Raw genomic sequence first — 22990 nt, 5'->3', positions numbered from 1 at the left:
GGTATTTGCTCCTGTTACCCAATTTCCATTTCTGCCAGGGCTTTTTCAAGTTGTGTTTGGCTAAGTTCAACATCAGGAAAGTCTGAAGGTGTATAGCCACCAGATTCAGAAGATTGACAGTGGGTAATAAGTTTACCTAAAGCAGTTACAAAGTTTTGCATTAGGAACTCCACTGTAGTTTTGCGATAAAGGTTCTTGCTATATGTCAGTTCCAGTTGTAGCTGTCCGCCATTCACTAAACTATTGATTTCTAAAAGATGACTTCGCTTACCTTGCAAACTGTGCGATCGCCCACTAGACTCATTAGCAAAACTAAACAAAGATGAATCAGAAAATGTTTGGTCAAACTGACCCAAGTAGTTAAAAATAATTTCAGCCTGGGGCAGCGTTTTCAAAGTTTCGATTATTTCCGTATTATTACTGAGGTAGCGCAACATTCCGTAGCCAATGCCTCGATTAGGAATACTGCGTAACTGTTCTTTGACTGCCTTTAATGCTGCTCCAGAATCAGCAGCTTCTCCGACATTTAGCACTACTGGAAAGATAGTCGTGAACCAGCCCACTGTCCGCGATAGATCGACATCGGGGAAAATTTCTTCTCGTCCGTGACCTTCGAGATTTACCAACAAAGAGCGTAGGCGTAGCCCGTCGTAGACATCGCCCCAAGTTTCAGCAAAAGCTTGTACCAATGCTGTAAGCAATACATCGTTAATTTGGGTGTTATAAGCTTTCGGTACTTCATGTAGTAAGCCTTGGGTTTGTTCCACACCCAGAGCAATTGATACTGTCTCAGCTGATTCCTCTGTGTTTTCGCCCTCTGGATAGTCCGCCTGCAAGTAAGAAACTGGTTTTTGCAGTTCTGTTAGCCAGTAGTTCCACTCTTGTTTAAGAGTAGCTGAATGTGCGTACTCCTGGAGACTTGTAGCCCATTGCTTGACAGAAGTTGTTTTTGATGATATTAATACTGCCTCACCCTTGCTCAGTTGCTTGTAAGCTGTCTGCAAGTCCTCAAGCAAAATTCGCCAAGAAACTCCATCCACAACTAAATGGTGAATGACAATAAGGAGGCGGCAACGCTTGTAAACACCCAAATCAAACAAAGCCACTCTTACAAGCGAGCCTGCTGACAGGTTGAAGCTAGCTTGTAATTCAGTAGCAGCTACTTCCATCGCTTCTGCTTGTGCAACTTCTGCCAGCGTCGAGAAATCCCAGCAAGTAATGGGAACTTCGGGTTCAGAACTAGTGATAAATTGCTGCCAACCAGACTCTGTTAGTTCAAAGTGCGATCGCAGTGCATCATGATGTAACACTAAGTGCTGTAACGCCTGCTTTAACAAGTTAACATCGAGCATCGGCACTTCCAGCAGCACAGCTTGGTTAAAGTGATGCGGCTCTGGCGAATTCTGCCCGAAGAACCACTGCTGAATGGGCATAAGCGGCACTGCACCCGTGACAAGTCCTTGCTCCGCTTGAATTGCCCCAATAGCAACACACACAGTTGCCAAATCGGCAATATTCTGGTGTTGAAATAGCTGTTTAGAAGTTAGCTGTAAACCTGCTTGATTAGCTTTAGCAACAATCTGGATAGTGAGGATAGAATCTCCACCCAACTCAAAAAAGTTATCGTGAATTCCCACCTGCTCTACATGAAGGACTTCAGCCCAAATTTCAGCTAACTGAGCTTCGACAGAAGTGCGGGGAGCTACAAACGCTTTGTCTAATTCGGGTCTGGCTGTGTCGGGTGCTGGTAGTGCTTTGCGGTCTAGCTTGCCGTTGGGAGTTAGAGGTAAGCTTGCAAGCGGCACAAACACGGCAGGAATCATGTATTCGGGCAACTTTTCACTTAGGAAGCGGCGCAGTTCACTAGTAGAGGGTGTTGGCTGTTCCTTGGCAACTACGTAGGCTACTAAACACTGATCTCCACGTATATCTTCTTGAGTTGTCACTACAGTTTCTCGCAGTGCTGGGTGTTGGCTTAATAAAGCCTCAATCTCTCCGAGTTCTATTCGGAAGCCGCGGATTTTTACCTGATTGTCAATTCGTCCCAAGTACTCAATGGTTCCATCTGGTCGGTATCGCCCGATATCTCCAGTTTTGTACAGTCGTTTTCCTGGTTCTTGACTAAAGGGATGGGGTATAAATTTTTCAGCAGTCAGTTCTGGACGGTTGTAGTACCCGCGCGCCAAGCCAACACCACCAATATACAGTTCGCCTGGTATGCCCACAGGAACTAAGCGCTGCTGTTCATCCAGCACATACATTTGCATGTTAGCAATTGGAGAACCAATGGGAACTTCTTGCCTCGTGCTTGCGCGATCGCACGCCCAAGCTGTAACATCAATTGCCGCCTCAGTTGGCCCATACAGATTGTGCAGTTCTGCTCCCAAATGTGCAAAAAAGCGTTGCTGTAGATTGAAAGACAATGCTTCACCACTGCAAATCACACGCTTAAGACAATTACAGGTTTCTAGCCTCTGTTCTTCTAAGAAAATAGCCAGCATAGAGGGAACAAAATGAATTGTGGTGATTTTTTGTTCAGCAATTAGCTTGACTAAATAAGCACTATCTCTATGAACTCCCGGTTGGGCAACCACAAGACAAGCACCTGTAAACAAGGGCCAAAAGAATTCCCAAACAGACACATCAAAGCTGAAGGGAGTTTTTTGGAGAATACGGTCTGCTTGGGTTAATTGATAAGTATCCTGCATCCACAGTAAGCGATTGCATACTCCTACATGAGTGTTCATCGCTCCTTTTGGTACACCTGTGGAACCAGATGTGTAAATGACGTAGGCTAAGTTGTGGGCTGCAATGCCGGTGACTGGGTTATCGCTGAGTTCTTGGGCAATGGTAGCCCACTCACTGTCTAGGCAAATTAGTTGAATTTCCTGCCTGGGCAGGGTTTGTTTAAATTTATCTTGAGTTAATAATATTTTTGTTTGGCAGTCTTGTAAAAAGAAGGTTAAGCGCTGTTGCGGATAGTCTGGATCGATTGGTACATAGGCTCCACCAGCTTTGAGGATGCCTAAAAGACCGATTACCATTTCTAGCGATCGCTCTATGCAAATCCCCACAAGCACTTCTGGCCCCACTCCTAGCTTTTGCAAGTGATGTGCTAGTTGATTGGCTCGCTGATTCAGTTCTTGGTAGGTCAACTGTTGGTCTTCAAATACTACAGCAATGGCATCTGGCGATCGCTCTACCTGCTCCTCAAACAACTGATGGATACACTTATCCTGGGGATAGTCAACCTGAGTGCTATTCCACTCTACTAGTAACTGCTGTTGCTCAGATGCTGTCAGTAGAGGTAATTGCGAAATCTGCTGTTGTGGGTTAGCAACAATTCCTGCCAGCAAAGTCTGCAAATGCCCTGCCATCCTCTGTATAGTACTTGCGTCGAACAAATCGGTGTTGTACTCCAGAGTCCCAATCATTCCCGCAGTTGTCTCTTCCATGTACAAGGTCAAATCAAACTTTGCTGTGTCGCTGTTGTCCTCCAAGAAACTCAAAGTCAAACCTGGCAACTCCAACGCAGACATCGGTGCATTCTGAAGCACAAACATCACTTGGAATAAAGGCGTATGACTCAAGTTGCGTTGTGGCTGTAGTGTTTCTACTAGCAGTTCAAATGGCAAATCCTGGTGGGCATATGCTCCTAATGCCACTTCGCGTACTCGCCGCAGTATTTCCTCAAAGGTGGGGTTTCCAGAAATATCTGTTCGCAGTACCAAAGTATTGACAAAAAAACCAATTAACCCTTCTATTTCGGTTCGGTTGCGATTAGCGATCGGTGTACCTACGACAATATCCGCGCTTCCGGTATAGCGGTAGAGCAGTGTCTTAAAAACTGCTAATAAAGTCATAAATAGAGTACTCTGTTGCTGCTGACTCAGATTTTTGAGTGCAACAGTTAGTTTTTGAGATAGTTTGAGAGTATGGGTAGCACCTCGAAATGTCTGAACCGCAGGACGTGGGCGATGCCTACAGCGAGCTTCCCTAACGCTCGGTAACTCTAGTACTGTGGGTGCGCCGCTAAGGTGTTTCCGCCAATAAGCGAGTTGAGATTCTAGTACATCACCTTGCAACCACTGCCGTTGCCAAGCTGCGAAGTCTCCATACTGTATTGGTAGTTCCGGTAGGGATAAAGGTTGCCCGGTACAGAAGGCTTGATATAGCGTAGCTAATTCACTTACAAGTACACCTATTGACCACCCATCAGAAACAATGTGGTGCATCGTGAGTAGCAAGATATGTTCTGTCTCACTCAGTATGAGTAAAGTCCCCCGTATTAACCATTCAGTAGCGAGGTCAAAGGGTTGCTGGGCTTGTTTTGTTGCTAATTGCTGCCAAAAAATGTGTTGCTCATTGGTTGGTAGATCTTCGCAGTCAACAACTGACAGTTTCCAAGTACTTTCTGGCTGAATAATTGCAACTGGTTGCCCATCCACCGTGATGAAGTTGGTGCGTAGGGTTTCGTGGCGGCGAATAACTTCTTTAAGACTTTCTTCTAAAGCAGTTGGGTTAAGTTTACCTTGCAAACGGACAACAGCAGGGATGTTGTAAAAGTTGCTGTTTGGCTCTAACTGATCTAGAAACCACAAGCGTTTTTGAGCAAATGACAGTGGTAACCCTGCATCCCTTGTTGTTGGTAACAGCGGTGGTGCTAATAATTCTGACTTTTCTTGCTGTCTTTGCTGAATGTACTGGGCAAAATCGGCGACTGTAGCAGCTTCAAATAAACTACGTAATGGAACTTCTAATCCAAAGGTGGTTCGCACGCGTGAGACGAGTTGAGTTGCTAGCAGGGAGTGTCCACCTAGTTCAAAGAAATTATCGTGAATCCCCACTTGCTCAACTCGCAAGACATCAGCCCAGATCAGCGCTAGTATTTCTTCGATAGGAGTTCGCGGCGCAACAAAGCCGATTTCCAGTTCTCGATATGATTCAGGTACTGGTAGTGCTTTACGGTCTACCTTGCCATTGAGAGTTAGTGGTAAGGTTTCTAGCATCACGAAAGCTGAAGGAACCATGTACTCAGGCAGCTTTCTTTTGAGGAATTGCCGCAACTCACTGATTGTCAGTGTCTGTTTGTGGCTGGGGACAAAGTAGGCAACCAAGCTTTGAGTATTGGGAGTGTCTTGTCTAGCTATCACTACAGATGTTTCCACATCCGGGTGTTGGGCTAGCACGGACTCAATCTCACCCAACTCAATACGAAAGCCGCGAATTTTGACTTGGTAATCGATGCGTCCCAAGTATTCTATATTGCCATCACTTAAGTAGCGAACTAAATCACCAGTTTTGTAGAGACGGGAATGGGGGTCATCGCTGAAGGGATTGGAAATGAATTTCTCTTGTGTCAACTCTCTTGCGTTGAGGTAGCCTCGTGCTAGACCAGAACCACTAATGTACAATTCGCCTGGTACACCAATAGGCACTGGTTGGAGATAGCGGTCTAGAATGTAGGCTTGTGTATTAGCAATCGGGCGACCAATTGCAGGTAACTGGCTTGTACCTCTTTCTATCAAAGCAAATGTAGAGTATGTGGTGTCTTCTGAGGGGCCATAAAGATTGAAGACATGCTGGATTGTTTTTTGCTGATAAATCTGCTGTACAAGTTGATTTTGTAAAGGTTCACCAGCTAGGTTGACTGTACATACCCAATCAGGTAAGCTACTAACTCGAATTAACTCAGCGATCGCCGACGGTACTGTATTAATTAGAGTGACTTGGTTAGCAGTAGGTAAGGTGGGTAAATGTAACGCATTTACGGCAAGAATAACTTTCCCACCCCAGCACAGTGGCACAAACAACTCAAAAACTGAGAGGTCAAAACAGATAGAGGTGGAAGCTAATACACCAGCAAGCTGCTGTGAGGTAAATACTTCTGATGCCCAACTTACTAAAGCGACTGGACTGCGATGTTCGATAGCTACTGCCTTGGGTCTGCCCGTAGAACCGGAGGTATAAAGTACGTAAGCTAGGTTTGTTGGCTTCACCCCGCGGGCAAAATTCTCTGCATTCTCTTGGGCAAATGTCTGCCAGTCACTATCCCAACACACCACAACCGCCTCATGCTCAGTTAGCCTCTCAACTAGTTGCTCTTGCGTCAACAACACTTTCGCCTTTGCATCTGACAACATGAAACTCAGTCGTTGTTGGGGATAATCTGGGTCTAAGGGTAGATAAGCCCCACCCGCCTTGAGAATTCCCAGTAGTCCCACAACCATTTCTAAGGAGCGTTCGATGCAAATCCCCACTAGTACCTCTGGCCCCACTCCTAGCTTTTGCAAGTGGTGTGCTAGTTGATTGGCTCGCTGATTCAGTTCTTGGTAGGTCAACTGTTGGTCTTCAAATACTACAGCAATGGCATCTGGCGATCGCTCTACCTGCTCCTCAAATAACTGATGGATACACTTATCTTGGGGATAGTCTCTTTGAGTGTCGTTCCATTTATACAGTAATTGGTAACGTTCAATTTCTGTAAGTAGCGGCAAATGGGAAACTGGCACTTTAGGATTTGCAACAATCCCTGTGAGTAAAGTCTGGAAATGCCCTGTCATTCGCTCGATGGTGCTAGCATCAAATACGTCAGTGTTGTATTCCCACGACCCCACAAATCCATTAGGGGTGTTCTCCATTGTCAAGGTAAGATCAAACTTTGCTGTCAAGCTTTCTACTGCCAATGGACTCAGAGTTAAGCCGGGAAGCTCCATCTTGGGCATGGGAGCATTCTGGAGTACAAACATTACCTGAAACACAGGTGTATGGCTTAAGTTTCGTTCCGGGTGTAATGCCTCTACCAGCATCTCAAACGGTAAGTCTTGATGAGCATAGGCATCCATTGCTGTTTTCTGGACTCGACCCAGTAATTCTCGAAAACTGGGATTGCCTGACATATCAGCGCGGAAGACTAAAGTGTTAACAAAGAAGCCAATTAATCCTTCAAGTTCACTGCGATTGCGGTTAGCGATGGGTGAACCAACCAAGATGTCTTCTGTACCTGTGTAGCGGTAAAGTAATGTGTCAAAGGCTGCCAACAGGGTCATGAACAAGGTAACTCCTGCTTCCTGACTCAGTAAGTTGAGTGCTGCAATTAGCTCTACAGAGAGTACAAAGGATTGAGATGCCCCCTGGAAAGTTTGTACTGCTGGTCTGGGTCGGTCAGTAGGCAGTGATAATAAAGCTGGCGCATTTGCGAGTTGTTGCTGCCAGTAAGTGAGTTGGGCTTCTAGTACATCACCTTGCAACCACTGCCGTTGCCAAGCTGCGAAGTCTGCGTACTGTATTGGTAGTTCGGCTAAAGGTGAGAGTTGTCCAATACAAAAGGCTTCATAGAGTGTGGCTAACTCACTCACAACTACACCCATTGACCACCCATCAGAAATAATGTGGTGCATGATGAGTAGTAAGATGTGTTCTGTCTCACTCAGCACTAGTAAAGTCGCCCGTACTAACGGTTCAGTCGCTAAGTCAAAGGGTTGCTGGGCTTGTTGTGTTGCTAATTCCTGCCAAGCGGTTTGTTGCTCAGTTGTTGGCAGATCTTCGCAGTCAAAAACTGACAATTGCCAAGCACTTTCTGGCTGAATGATTGCAACTGGTTGCCCATCAACTTTGATGAAGTTGGTGCGTAAAATTTCGTGGCGGCGAATAACTTCTTTAAGACTTTGTTCTAAGGCTAGTATGTTTAGTTGACCTTGCAGGCGGACAGCAACCGGAATGTTGTACAAGGCACTGTTTGGCTCTAACTGGTCTAGGAACCACAACCGTTGTTGAGCAAAGGATAGAGGTAGTTTTCCTTCTCGCGGTATGGACTGTATCTTCTCAAAGGTAGAACTAGAAGCAAGATGAGCTTTTTGAAGAAACGGGAGTATTTCTGCTTTACGCTCTTGTATTTGAGTACGCAAAGTTAATGTCAAGGTTCCTTCGGGTGCGTTACAGCGCAGGCGATCGCCATCAGCCCAAAGCTTAATGTCCAAGCTGCCAAGGTAAGACAAAAACTCCTCGATAGTTTTCATAACTCTATCTCCTCTCGGTTGTTCATTAATGCAGCAGGGCGATCGCCTATTTGTTGGACTATCGAACGAATTCTCTCAATTTGCTCAACTAGTCCGGCTACGGTAGGCTCTTTAAACAGGTCATGCAACGGTAGATTGACTTGAAATGCTTCGCGCACTCGTAAGATAACTTGAGTTCCTAGCAGAGAATGTCCTCCTAATTCTAGGAAATTGTCGTAAATCCCTACTTGCTCAATCCCCAATAGTTCTTCCCAGATGTTAACGAGTGCTTGCTCAGTGTCATTTCTCGGAGCAACATAAGCATTGGGCAAATTTGGTCTGGTATGAAGTGAGAATGAATTATCTATTTGAGAAGCAGCTTTTTGTGGTAAGGGTTCCAACTTAATCCATTGGTCAATCCTGGCTTGTAGATTTCCAGTTGAGACAATTAGCTGGTTGACTTCACCCCAAGATAAAATCTTTTCAAATGCCTCCAAACCTTCTGTTGGCGTCATTGCCAATTTCGTCAAATTTCCACCAAAGGATATATTTGGTTGATGTTCTTCTTCTAATAGCCAACCATCCCAATTTATGCCGAGCCAAGGGAACGAATTTTTCTGGTTATGCTGATGAACAAAAGCATCCATGAAAACATTGGCTGCCGAATAAGCAATAAATTCTAGCCCTCCTAAAATTGTCGATAGGGAAGACATTAATACGCAAAAGTCAAGCTTTCTGTTCTGCAAAATCTTTTCCAAAACCAAAGTTCCGTATATTTTTGGTTGAAATTGCAGTTCACACTCCGTTTTACCAATCTGTGCAATGGAGGTAAATGAATCTCCTGCGACGATCCCAGCAGCATGAATCACACCGTTGAGTTGACCAAACCGCTTTTCACCTTGGGCGATCGCTGCCTGCATTTGTTGTTCATTGGCGACATCAGCAGCGATCGCTATCACCTCAGCTCCTAGTTTTTCTAATTCCTGCAATTTTTGGATCTTGCGGCTTGTGCCATCGTTTTCATCATGAGTAACTAACCATTTTTCCCATTCATCTGGTGCGGGAAGTGCTGAACGCCCTATTAATATTAATTTGGCGCGAACAGTCTTAGCCAAATGTTCAGCCAGCACTAGTCCAATGTCTCCGAGTCCCCCTGTAATTAAATAAACTCCTCCTTCTCTAAATTTAGTAGTTGTTCTATTAAAGTTATCTAATCGAACTGGTTCAAAAGTTTGTACCCATCGGTGATCGCCACGGTAAGCTATCACTAATTCAGAAGTTTTTTTGGTAATTTCTAATAACAAATAGTCTATAATTTTCTGTTCATTATCTTGAAGAGATTTGGGAATAAGAATATCAATATTACGACAATGAATATTTCGGTATTCCTGGGGGATGACGTTTATACAACCAAGCACAGTTGCCTTTTGGGGACATAGCACTTCCTCTCCTGTTACTGCTTGAATGTTGTTGGATATAACGACAATTTCCACTTTATTATTAAAATTGTGTTTTTCCAGCGCTTGGGTTAAAAACAACAGACTATAAAAACCTAAATCTTGAGCTTTATTCAGGCTTGATGCTTGATAAATATCTGGTGTTACACTCCATAAATGAATAATATTTGTAGGAATATTGTCTGTTGCATCAAGTTTTTCCATTAAGGCATTATAATCCTGATGATTATGAGGATTAATAGTAAATATACGTTGAAAATATTTATCTGTAAGAGATTCACTCACCTCACTAAACTCTAACCCGACCTTGACAATAATCACGTTCTGATTTTCTTGTTCCAGTCTTTTTACCAGTTGGTAACCTAAGCCGCACTCATCGATAAAAACAAGCCAAGTGGAGCGAATCTGCATTTCCCCTGGTTTGAAGGTCAAAGCTATAGAGCGTTTCCAAGATGGTATATAAAACCAGTCTGCAACGTCTGGCTTTTTGGAGGTTGTAAGTAATACTGGTAAATTAGCCTTGAGAAGTTCTGCCTGTTTTTGGGGATCGATCCAATAACGCTGACGCTCAAATGGATAAGTTGGCAAGGGGATGCGGTGACGGCGTTCTTGCGAGTAAAATTGCGACCAATTCACCTGCACACCAGCCAGCCAAAGTCTGCCGAGAGTAGTGAGCAAAAACGCTATATCTGACTCTTGTTCGCGGGGGTGGCGGATTGAAGAAACCACAACCTGTTGAGTACATCGAACAAGCTGCTGTTTAGCTAAAGTACTCAAAGTTTTTCCAGGGCCAATTTCTAGGAAAATGCCTTCTGGTTCTTGGAGTAACTCAGCCATACCCGTGGCAAAACGAACTGTTTGGCGTAAATGCTTCACCCAATAACTCGGATCTGTCGCATCTGCTGCGGTAATCCAAGTACCAGTTACGTTGGATACAAAGGGAATTTCTGGGGTTTTGAGAGCGAGTTTTGCAACTTGCTGCATGAATGGAGCGAGGATAGGCTCCATCATTTGGGAATGAAAGGCATGAGATGTATGTAAGGAGCGGTAGTCTACACCTTTTTCAGTGAGTTGATTTTGTAGTAAAGCGATCGCCTCACTACCACCTGAAACCACACACATGGCAGGCCCATTGATGGCTGCTAAAGAAAGTTTCTCACCAAGTAGGGGGTTAATCTCCGACTCTGATAGAGGTACAGCCACCATTTCCCCCACAGGAAGTTGCTGCATCAGTCTTCCTCGCGTAGCTACTAGTCCTAAAGCATCTTCTAGAGAAAAAACTCCGGCTAGAGTTGCAGCTACATATTCCCCAATGCTATGACCAATCATCGCTTGCGGATTTACTCCCCATGCCATCCACAACTTAGCCAAGGCATACTCAATTACAAATAGTGCAGGTTGAGCCAAAGAAGTCTGCATTAGCTCTTGGGTAGTGTCTTGCTCTTGGGGATAAAGTACACTACGCAAATCCAACCCAAGATGCGGTTTTAGCACTTGGCAGCAGTAATCAACTTGCTCGCTGAAGATAGGTTCACTCTTGTAGAGTTCCAGCGCCATATTTACGTACTGCGTTCCCTGTCCAGAAAACATAAACACAACAGGGCGATTGCTGGGTGTCTGGTAGCTGGTAAAAACTCTTGGAGAATCTGTAATTTCCAGCACTTTTATCGCATCATCAAGGTTTTGGCATACCACCATGCGACGATGGTCAAAAGCCTGACGGCCCACATCTAAGGTGTAAGCGACATCAGCCAAGTTCAAATCAGGATGCTGTCGGAGGTGAGCAACTAAATTTGCTGTAGCAGTTTCCAGAGCTGTACTAGTCTTTGCCGAAAGTAGTAACAATTGCCAGGAGCGAGAAGCACTGGAAGATTCAGCAATTGGGGCTTCTTCGAGAATTACATGGGCATTAGTGCCACCAATGCCAAAGGAACTTACTCCCGCACGGCGAGGAGTGCCGTTGGTTTTCCATTCCGCCAGGGAGCTATTGACGTAAAAAGGACTATTGGCGAAATCTATCTGAGGATTAGGCTGCTCAAAGTGCAAGCTGGCTGGTATTTGTTTATTTTTAACTGCCAATACAGTTTTAATCAGACTTGCGATCCCAGCTGCGGTATCGAGATGTCCAATATTTGTTTTTACCGAACCAATGGCACAAAAGCTTTTTTGCTCCGTTTTATCACGAAAAGCCTGTGTTAAGGCTGTGATTTCAATCGGATCGCCCAAAGTTGTGCCGGTGCCGTGGGTTTCTATATAACTAATAGTATCTGGCTCAATCTCTGCCATAATTTGAGCCGCCCGAATCACTTTTGCTTGAGAATCTATACTGGGCGCTGTATAACTAACTTTGAATGAGCCATCGTTGTTGATAGCTGAACCTTTGATGACAGCAGAGATAGAATCACCATCAGCGATCGCCTCTGCTAGCCGTTTTAAAACTACAATACCTACACCATTACCGCTGACAGTGCCCTGCGCTTGAGCATCAAAAGCTCGACAATGCCCGTCAGGAGACAAAATGCCTCCTTGTTGATACAAATATCCACCTTTTTGAGGCAGTGCGATCGCTACGCCACCCGCCAAAGCAATATCACATTCTCCACTTAGTAAGCTTTGACAAGCCAAGTGGACAGCAACTAAGGAAGTTGAACAAGCAGTTTGAACTGTATAACTCGGCCCTTTCAGATTTAATTTATAAGATACGCGTGTAGTTAGAAAATCTTTATCATTAGCAATAGCTATTTGAAAATCACTGAAGTCTGTTAAATTCTCCCTCTGAGAAGCAAGGTTGAATAAATAGCTGTTCAGACCTGTACCAGCGAAAACTCCAATCAATCCTTCGTATGTTTCTGCATTGTAGCCAGCAGCTTCAATGGCTGACCAAGCACACTCCAAAAATACCCGGTGCTGTGGGTCAGTAATGGCTGCTTCTCTAGGATTAAAGCCAAAGAATGAAGCATCAAATGTTTCTACATTTTCTAATATTGCTCCAGCTTTTACATAATTGGTATCCTGTAGCAAATTATGATTTATTCCTGAATCCTTTACTTCTTCATCCGTAAAAAATGAAATTGATTCTACACCATTTTGTAAATTTGTCCAAAAGTCATCAATATTTTTAGCTCCGGGAAATTGCCCCGCCATGCCAATAATTGCTATCTCTAAACCAGTTGTTACGCTGTATGCTTCAGCAGAAGTATTCATTTTTCTCTAACTCTTTAATAGTTTAAGATTTTTGTCTTTGTTTAAGACGTTGTTCGAGTCTTTGCTTACCTTCTGTTAGCTTTTCAGTTCGTTCAGAATAAGAAACTTTATTATTGGCTTGACTAAAATAATTTATTAATGAATTGATGGTGGGATATTTAAACATTTCTGGCAAGGATAATTCTAACGACAATACCTTACGCAATTGGCTATGAATCTGAAGCATTAGCAATGAATTACCACCTAATTCAAAAAAATTATCGTGGATACCGATTTTTTCTACATTCAATACCTGCTGCCAAATATTAGCAATGGCTCGTTCACGCTCTGTTTTTGGCATCACATAATCAACTGCCAATTGTGGGCGTAAATTATCTGGTGTTGGTAGCGCATTACGGTTCAGTTTGCCATTAGGTAAAAGTGGTATTTCCTGCAAGAACATGAAGACTGAAGGCATCATGTAATTCGGTAATTTATCTTCCAAGAAATGCCGCAGTTCAGTAATTGTGGGTGTTTGTTCTTGGTTAGGAAGAACATAAGCCACTAAATAGTTGTGAACCCGCTCATCTGCTTGTGCTATCACTACAGCCTGTTGCACTGCTGAATATTGTGTTAATGCCGCTTCAATTTCTCCAAGTTCGATGCGGAAACCACGAATTTTTACTTGGTTGTCGCTCCGCCCTAGAAATTGCAGCTTTCCATCTGGGAGGTAACGAACTAAGTCACCCGTTTTATAAAGACGACTTCCTTCTGCCTTCTCAAAAGGATTAGATATGAATGCTAAAGCTGTGCGTTCTGGTTGGTTGAGGTAGCCTCGTGCCACACCTACTCCTCCGATGTAAAGTTCGCCTGGAACGCCTACCGGAGTAAGTTGTAAATTGGAGTCAAGCACATAGGTTTGAGCGTTCTGAATTACCTTGCCGATGGGCAATTCTCGCCCAAATGATTTAACAGCTCTTGGCCCAGATAAATCGCAATGCGTTGCGACAATCGTTGATTCTGTGGGGCCATAACTATTAACGAGGCGCACTTGTTGACTTACATGTTGCTGCCAAATTTCTAGATAAGAATATTCAGCACGTTCGCCACCAATAATTACTAGTCGCAGTGTTTCGGGTAATGGCAAATTTGCAGTAGATATTTCGGCTGTCAGTTGATGCCAGAAAGCGGTGGGTAGATCAAGTACTGTTAATCCCAAATGCCGAGATTGTTGCACAAACGTTGGTATGGAACTCAACATTTCATCAGTACGCAGAACTAAAGTTGCCCCTTGTACTAAACAGGGAAAAATTTCTTCGGCTGCGGCATCAAAGCTGATTGAGGCAAATTGCAAAATGCGATCGCTCGGTTTTATCTCATACTCTAAACAAGCAGTTTCAATATAGTTGACTAAAGAGCGATGTTCAATCATCACACCCTTGGGTGTACCAGTAGAGCCGGATGTATAGATAATGTAGGCGAGATTATCAAGTTGAGTCTGAGTTACTAAGTTTTCCCAACTTTCTTGAGCAATAACTGACCAGTCTGTATCTAATAACACTACTTGTTGCTGATGTTCAGGCAGTACAGCCAGCAATGATTGCTGCGTTAAGATGACTGAGACTTGCGTATCCTTCAACATGAAGGTCAAGCGCTCTTGAGGATAAGTTGGATCGAGAGGAACGTAAGCTCCACCAGCTTTGAGAATGCCTAATAGACCGATTATCATATCCAGCGATCGCTCTACGCAAATCCCCACAAGCACTTCTGGCCCAACTCCTTGCTTTTGCAGGTAATTTGCTAGCTGATTCGCACGTTGATTTAGTTCTCTATAGGTCAGTTGTGCTTGCTCAAAAACCACTGCCACAGCGTCAGGTGTGCGTTCTACCTGCGCCTCAAATAGCTGATGAATGCAGATTTGAGAGTAATCAGCTTGAGTGTTATTCCACTCTACCAATAGTTGGTAACGCTCTTGTGCAGTCAGTAACGGTAACTCAGCAAGTCCCTGATTCGGATTTGCGACCATACCCGCAAGTAAAGTCTGGAGATGTTCCAGCATTCGAGTTATTGTAGCTGAGTCGAAGCGCTGGCGATCGTATTCAATTTCTAGTAATAACTCTGAATCCACCTCCACTGATACAGTGAGCGGATAATGGGTATGAGCAAAATTGCAAAAATTGGAAATTTGCAGGTTGTCAAACTGCTGTTGTGCAAAAAAATCTGTTGAGTAGTCCTGAAAGTTGAAAATGCTCTCAAACAAGGGCAACCCATTAGGCATATCACTCCAGCCAAGCACCTTTACTAGTGGGCTGTACTCATACTGACGTGCCTCAATCTGCTCTGTTTGCAGCCTCTTTAGCCAAGGTAAGAGAGACTCTTCTGGATGAATGCACACTCGCATTGGCAGAGTATTGATAAACAACCCCACCATCGACTCAGTTCCAGCTAAAGTTGGCGGACGACCAGAAACAATGGCTCCAAAGTTGACATCGTGTTCACCACTATAACGACTCAGGAGGATAGCCCATGCGCCCTGTAATAAGGTGTTGAGTGTGAGCTGTTGCTGTCGAGCAAACTGTTGCAATGCAGAAGTTTCTTTCTCTGATAACCGGACGTGTTGTGTGTCATAGTTATTGCTTTGACTAACCAAGTTATCAGTTTTCCGGTCTACCCTAAAAGAATTTAATGTGGAAAAACCTTTAAGCCTTTGCCGCCAAAATATCTCGGCATCTGCCAGGTCTTGCTGTTGCAACCAAGCTATGTAATCACGGAAAGGACGAGGGCGCTCTAGAGATAAGTTTTCACCTTGAGTGAATCCTTTGTAAAGAGCAAAGACTTCATTGAGGAGTAGGGAAGAAGACCATCCATCCAGCAGTAAGTGATGATGGCTCCAGATAAAACGGTAGTCATTTTCGCCTAACTGAATCACACTCAAGCGCATTAGCGGTGGTTGAGAAAGTTCAAAGCCTCGCTCTCGTTCTACTTTGAGAAAATCCTCCATGCGTTCTTGCTGGGCGACGCTTGTCAAACCCTGCCAATCCTGTTGCTCCCAAGGCAGCCCAACTTGCTTATGCACCACTTGCGCGGGTTCTTTAAGTCCTTCCCAAATAAAGGAAGTACGTAAAATTTGGTGACGCTCTACGACTTGCTGCCAAGCTTGCTTAAATAGTGAAATATTTAAATGTCCGTGGATATTACAGCTAAATTGTTCGCAATAAACCCCAGACTTTGGAGTATAAAGGGCATGGAAGAGTATGCCCTGTTGCATGGGTGAAAGCGGATAAAAGTCTTCAATATTTTTCATGGCGCTGTAGAACTTTTAGAGTGAGTATTGGCTCCATTAGCTGGACTTAAAAATAACTTTTAGGTAGGTGATAAACTGCGCCAGATGCAGAAAACTTTAGCAGTAATCTAACGTTTATTTAAGTACTTTGTTGGATCGTCAATATTAGAGAACTCTAACCCTAATTCATCCATTGATTTTATTCCAATTTCTTTTAAAAATTCTGCCCTAAGTACGTTATCTTTAACTGCGTTACCTGGTGCTGTATTATCTCCTTTATGGATAAAAACTTGATTTCGGTAAAAGTGTATTGCCACAATATGCTGGTCAAAATAATTAGGTGTATAACCTGGATGTATAAACTCCTGATGACTGAGGCAATCAACCAGTCTTTTAAAAAAATTGATCATTGTTTTAGAATCATATAAATCCAGGCTGCCTCCATATTCTGCCCAATGAGGAGGAGAAGGATCGTTACAAAATTTTGACCAATTTTCGTAACTGGGTATATAAGAAGTATGTGTATCCTCTACTACGTAAATGCCACCATCATTTAATTGGGGGAACAGGATTTTAAAAGTTTGAATTACATGGTCATTACGATGACTACCATCATCAATAATAATGTCTAGTTTACCAGTTTCAGAGACAAGTTTTTTTAAAAGTACTTCATCAACTTGGCTACCCTGAAATATTTTAATCCGCTCTTCTTCTAAAGAGCTTTTATCTACGATATCTAGACCGTAAATCATACTGTTAGGAAAATAAGTCTTCCACATTCTTAAAGAATCTCCTCCAGATAGAGGATCATCATAGCCACCTACACCAATTTCCAAAATCTTCAATTTTTTGGTTCTCAAAGGGGCAAAGTGATGTTGGTAATGTTGACCATATATGTGAGGATTCCATTTGCTGTTATAAAGAGGTAGCAACTTGGTTAAATCCTTACGGTAGATAAATGACTTTAATTGATGAGGTATATTCTTAAAAAATATTTGGCGATCGCTTTTTATTTTCATTGCTAAAAATCCTTGAAAAATAGTTTTTAATGCATTGTCAAAGTTGAGCTTTTAAAGTATTCTTTGTTCTGAATACGCTGTCAAATCTTCAGATTCATTGAGGGTAGCCAAAATATTGTCGAGGTCGGCTTGACTCCACTGACTAGATTTAAACTCTGCAAAATCAGAAGGTGTTAAGTTTTCTACTGAGTCAGGCTGACCGTTAGTAATAAGTGCTTGTAGGGTTGTGACCAACTCATCAGCTAATTTCTCGATTGTTTCTCGTCGATGAATATTTTCGCTATAGATTAAATCGACAACGAGTTGGTCATGAACAATCGAAGCATTAACTTCTAGCAGATGGCTCCGTTTTCCACGCGGGCTACGGGGTGAGCCGCTAGAATTTTGGGATAGCTTAAACAAAGAAGATTGAGGTAAAGTTTGCTCAAGATTACCAAGGTAGAGGAAAATTACTTCTGCTGGCTGTAGCGATCGCAATTTTTCTGTAATTAATGTATCTGTACTTAAGTGGCGCAGCACGCCATAACCCAGGCCTTGATTCGGAAAACTCCGCAGTTGCTCTTTAATCACTTTCAATGCTTCCCCTACTGGCGAAATTTCTCCAATTTCCAACAGCACAGGGGCAATGTTAGTGAACCATCCCACCGTCCTTGATAAATCTACATCATCAAAAATTACTTCTCTGCCATTACCTTCTAAGTCAACCAGCAGTGAGGATGTTCCAGTCCACTTGGTCATTGCTTGTACTAAGGCAGTCAGCAGCACATCATCCATTTGTACTCGATAAGCTGCTGTTATTTCTTCTCGCAGTGCCTGGGTTTGTTCGACACTTAGTTTTACCGATACAGTCCGAGCCGATGCCACGATGTTAGCGCCATCTGGATAATCTACCGGCAGTGGTGATACCCAGTCGCGCTCATCTGCCAGCCAATACACCTGCTCTCGTTCCAACTCTATTGACTGTGCATATTCAATCAGCTTTAAAGACCACTGTTTGAATGAGGTTGTCTTTGGTGGTAGTTTAACCACTTTCTCTTGAGTGAGTTGTTGGTATGTTGTTTCTAAATCCTCAAGTAAAATCCGCCAAGAACCAATATCTACAGCTAAATGATGGGCAACAATCAGCAGACGGCTTGGTTGGTGTTTACCCATGTCAAAGAGGGCAACTTGTAAAAGCGGTTTTGATGCTAAATTCAGGGATGCTTGCAATTCTATTGCAGCCTCCTCAAAAGCCTGCTCTTGCAAATGCGGTGACAGCGCCGATAAATCTACGTGTGAGAATGGCACAACTGTGTCAAGACCGAAATTGATCTGTTTCCACATAGATTCTTCGGGTACAAAACGCAAACGTAACGCATCGTGGTGTTCAAGCAACTTTTGAACTACCTGCTCTAAAAGTATTGGGTCGAGAGTTTGTTGTACCTCCAGCAAAACTGTCTGGTTCCAGTGATGCGGGTCAAGTAAATTCTGTTCAAAAAACCAGTGCTGAATAGGTGTCAAAGGAAGTTCTCCTTGCACTAATCCCTGTTCGCTACAGATAGTCTGAGTTCTGTTGGCGATTTCAGCTAACTGTGCGATCGTTGGGTATTCAAATAGATGCTGATTAGTAATCCGCAAGCCTGCTTTGTTGGCTCTAGCAGTAATTTGAATGCTGAGGAGAGAATCACCACCTAGCTCTAAAAAGTTATCGTCAATACCTACCTGTTCAATTCCTAAAACTTCTTGCCAGATGTTAGCAATGATTTGTTCAACTTCATTTCTAGGAGCAACATAGGTGTTGATTAAGTTGGGTCTGGAATGGAATGATAATAAATTTAGTTGATTTCCAGGTTCTCTAGACTTAATCCACTTTTTAATTCTAGTTTCAAGATCGGTTGTAGAAACAACTATTTGATTGATTTTTTTGAGGGTTAAAATGCGTTCAAATACTTCTACTCCTTCTTGATTATTCATGAATAATTCTGTAGAAATTTCTGGTTTTGTGGCTAATTCAGCAGCTAATTGGCTGGTTAACCAGTTATCCCAGTTCACAGCTATCCACGGTGTAAAGCTTGTTTGGTTGTGCTTACAAATAAAAGCATCAGTAAAGAGGTGCGCCGCTGGATAAGCTGCCATGCCTAATGCACCTAATACAGATGATAAGGAGGATATCAATACACAAAAATCAAGTTCTATCCCTTGCAAAACTTTTTCTAATACAAACAGTCCATATCCATTGGCTCTCAATTGTTGTTCACATTCGTTTCTAGTGATTTCTGGAATAGTTTTAAATAACTTGATGCCAGCAGCATGAATGACACCATGAATCTGACCAAAATGCTGAACAGCCTGAGCCATAACTGCTTGCATTTGTGTTTCATTAGCAATATCAGCAGTTTGAATCAGAACCTCTGCACCTAGTTGTTCTAGTTCCTGTACTTTTAGTATCTTGCGGCTGAATTTATCTTGTTCATCATGAGTTTTCAGCCATTCATTCCATTCATCTCGCGCAGGCAAAGCTGAATACCCTATGAGAATCAGTTTGGCTCTGACTGTCTGAGCTAGGTATTCGGCTATTTCCAGACCTATACCTCCCAATCCACCAGTTATCAGGTATACTCCTTGATCTCGTAATCTACTCGTAGTCTCATCACTATGAATCGCTTCAAATGTTTGTAACCAGCGATGATTACCACGGTAAGCAACTACTGTGTCAGCGGATTTAGCACTCAACTCTATTAAAAGTTGGTCTATTAATTGGTTTTCTAGAAGTGATTTAGCTGCGGGAATGACAACATCAATACTGCGACAGGTGATATTGGAATACTGTTGAGGAATGACTTTACATATTCCTAAGACAGTTGCTTTTTCTGGATTTAAACTTTCAAAACCTGTCAAATCGTAGATATTATTAGTGACAACTAAAATATCTATAGGCTGAGTAATATTTTGTTTGCTGAAGGATTGTGCCAGAAACAGTAGACTGTAGAAACCAAGATTTTGACAATTGTCAAAAAACTCAATTGTTGTTTGTGTCTGGTCGTTTGCTGTGAGGCTCCATAAATGGGCGATCGCATCTGGAATTTGACCCTGTGTCTGCAACTGTGCAATTAAGGCATTATAATCTTCAGGCTGCTGGGGATTGATTGTGTATTTGCGATCGCTCAGTTGGCTAAACTGCTCTCCCTGCAACACTGTGATCACATTATGACCACCATCTTCTAGGCATTTTGCCATTTCTACGCCGATGCAAGTATCCGCAAAGATTAGCACCTGTTCTCTAGATTGGATAACTTGCGGTGCGATGGCTTGTTTCCAAACTGAGACATAGAACCAGTCTGCAACATTTGGCTTTTTGTGGTTTGCTAAAGCAGAATTGCTAGATTGTTTTTGCGGTTCAATCCAGTAACGCTGGCGTTCAAATGGATATGTCGGTAAAGGTATGCGGTGACGGCGCTCATCAGTATAAAAGCTAGTCCAGTTTACTGAGGCTCCTGCTAGCCAAAGACGACCCAATGTATTCAGCAAGAACACTATATCTGTTTGTTCTTCCTTAGTATGTCGTAATGAAGAGAGTATTAACTGCTCAGTAGTCTGTGCTGAATGCTGTTTGGCTAAGGTACACAAAGTACGCCCCGGCCCTACCTCTAGGAGAATGCGATTTTGCTCTTGGCGTAATGTAGATATACCTGCTGCAAAGTCCACGGTTTGCCGCAAATGCTTTGCCCAATAATTTGCATCTGTCGCATCTGCTGCGGTAATCCAAGTTCCCGTGACGTTGGAGATAAAAGGAATCTGGGGCGGATTAAGTTTGACTTTTCTAACTTCTTGGATGAATGACTCCAAGATAGACTCCATCATCTGAGAATGAAAGGCATGAGAAGTATGCAGACGGCGACATTCTACACCTTGAGCAATAAGTTGTTGCTCAATTGCATTTACAGCCTCATGGGTTCCGGAAACTACGCATGAATTTGGTGCGTTGATGGCAGCCAGAGATAAGTTTTCGTTCAGTAGAGGTTTAATTTCTGCTTCCGGTAAAGGAACTGCAAGCATTGTTCCTGAAGGTAATTGCTGCATTAATTGCCCACGTATAGCAACTAAAGCTAAAGCATCTTCAAGAGACATAACGCCAGCTAGGCAAGCAGCCACGTATTCACCAATGCTATGACCAATCATGGACTCTGGAGAAATACCCCATGTTATCCACAACTGGGCTAAAGCATACTCAATCACAAACAGCGCAGGTTGAGCGAGGCGAGTTTGTTTGAGCTTTTCTGCTGCGGCTGTTTGGGAGTCGTTGGGATAAATTACTGAACGTAAATCTAACCCCAAATGCGGCATGAGCAAGAGACAGCAGCGATCTACCTGCTCACGAAATACTGTCTCAGTCTGGTAAAGTTCTTGACCCATATCTACATATTGGGCACCTTGTCCAGCAAACATGAAGGCGATGGGGCGATCGCTGTTTTCCTCAAAAGAGGTCAAAATTCTTTGTGAGTCTTGCTGCTGCAAGGCGTTGACTGCATCCTGGATATCTTGACACACCAATACGCGACGATGATTAAACTCTCTACGCCCCAAATGCAGGGTGTAAGCGACATCCGCTAGGTTTAACTCAGGATGTTGTGTAAGATATTCTCCTAGATTTTGGGTGGCAGTTTCTAATGCAGACTCAGTTTTCGCAGAGAGTACCAATAACTGCCACGGACGAGAAGGGCTAGAGGCTGGTAATGCTGGTGCTTCTTCTAGAATTACATGGGCATTAGTACCGCCCATACCTAAAGAACTTACACCAGCGCGACGAGGAGTGAATCCCGCCTGCCATTGTGTCAGTTTTGTATTGACATAAAAAGGACTGTTGGCGAAATCAATTTGGGGATTGGGTTGCTCAAAATTTAAGCTGGGTGGGATCTGTTTGTGTTTGAGGGCAAGAACAGTTTTGATTAGCCCAGCCACCCCAGCAGCTGCATCTAGATGACCGATATTTGTTTTGACTGAACCAATGGCACAGAAATTAGTTTTCTTGGTGCTGGCGCGAAAAACTTTGGTGAGTGCCGTAACTTCAATGGGATCGCCCAAAGCTGTACCAGTACCATGCGCTTCAATATAGCTAATTGTTTCTGGCTCAGTATCAGCAAGCATAATCGCTTCTGCGATCGCCTCGGCTTGACCATCGACGCTAGGGGCTGTATAACCCACTTTTCCAGAACCGTCGTTGTTGATAGCTGCACCTTTGATCACAGCATGAATGCAATCACCATCAGCGATCGCTTCAGATAGCCGCTTGAGGATTACAACTCCCACACCATTACCAACAACTATTCCTTGGGCTTTAGCATCAAAGGCGCGGCAATGCCCATCAGAAGATAATGTTCCCCCTTCTTCGTACAAGTAACCTGTTTTTTGTGGGACTCGAATCGAAACTCCTCCTGTCACAGCCATATCACATTGATAATTTAGTAAACTTTGGCAAGCAAGAGTGATTGCAACTAATGAGGTAGAACAAGCAGTTTGAATTGTAATGCTTGGGCCTGTAAGATTTAATTTATATGAAACACGGGTCGTCAGAAAATCTTTATCATTTCCAATTAGTTTTTGATAGGATTTTGCCGACCCTACTTGGTCATTATTTAAATTAAAAGATAAATAGTTATTTAGGCTGGCACCTGCATAAACTCCAATGCGACTTTCACACTTAGTAGAGTCATAGCCAGCACTTTCTAAAGCTTTCCAAGCAGATTCCAGAAAAAGACGGTGTTGTGGGTCTGTGACTTCTGCTTCTTTCGGGTTCATATCAAAGAAAGAAGCATCAAATAAATCAATATCTTCTAATACACCACCCGCTTTAACATAATTGCGATCGTTCAGCCAAGCTGGTTCTATACCTGCTGCTAATAAATCTTCATCTGTAAAATTGGAAATTGACTCTATGCCATCTTGTAATTTTTGCCAATATTCATCAATATTATTGGCTCCTGGAAAACGACCTGCCATACCAATAATGGCTATTGCATCTATTGATTCGTATGCTTCTGAACTACCCATTTTCTTTTTTCCCAGGGTTGTTTA

General features: G+C 43.2%; 5 protein-coding genes. All 5 read right to left on the bottom strand.

Translation table 11 applies throughout. The features are described from left to right. Positions 1–14: 14 nt before the first annotated feature. The 5 genes from ACEYW6_RS17085 to ACEYW6_RS17065 all read right to left on the bottom strand — a co-directional run bounded on the left by ACEYW6_RS17085 (position 15) and on the right by ACEYW6_RS17065 (position 22966). Positions 15–8018: an amino acid adenylation domain-containing protein gene (locus ACEYW6_RS17085; protein ID WP_412980636.1), complete on the bottom strand. Its 8004-nt coding sequence runs from the start codon at positions 8016–8018 to the stop codon at positions 15–17. Continuing rightward, on the bottom strand, positions 8015–12658 hold the full coding sequence (locus ACEYW6_RS17080; protein ID WP_412980635.1) for an SDR family oxidoreductase: 4644 nt from the start codon (positions 12656–12658) through the stop codon (positions 8015–8017). Before ACEYW6_RS17080 ends, ACEYW6_RS17085 begins: the two co-directional genes overlap by 4 nt. Positions 12659–12680: 22 nt before the next feature. Beyond that, positions 12681–15941 carry a non-ribosomal peptide synthetase gene (locus ACEYW6_RS17075; RefSeq protein WP_412980634.1) on the bottom strand — a complete coding sequence of 1087 codons (3261 nt, stop codon included), beginning with the start codon at positions 15939–15941 and terminating at the stop codon, positions 12681–12683. A gap of 107 nt (positions 15942–16048) precedes the next feature. Continuing rightward, positions 16049–16939 (bottom strand): hypothetical protein, encoded by an 891-nt coding sequence (locus tag ACEYW6_RS17070; protein ID WP_412980633.1) that lies wholly within the window; start codon positions 16937–16939, stop codon positions 16049–16051. 51 nt (positions 16940–16990) lie between these two features. Then, positions 16991–22966, bottom strand: a complete 5976-nt coding sequence (locus ACEYW6_RS17065) for an SDR family NAD(P)-dependent oxidoreductase (RefSeq protein WP_412980632.1) — start codon at positions 22964–22966, stop codon at positions 16991–16993. Between the last annotated feature and the right edge of the window lie 24 nt (positions 22967–22990).

Source organism: Nostoc sp. UIC 10607, assembly GCF_047228265.1.
GTDB classification, from domain to species: domain Bacteria; phylum Cyanobacteriota; class Cyanobacteriia; order Cyanobacteriales; family Nostocaceae; genus Nostoc; species Nostoc foliaceum_A.
The sequence above is the reverse complement of the archived record's forward strand: the minus strand, read 5'-3'. Positions and strand labels throughout refer to the sequence as shown.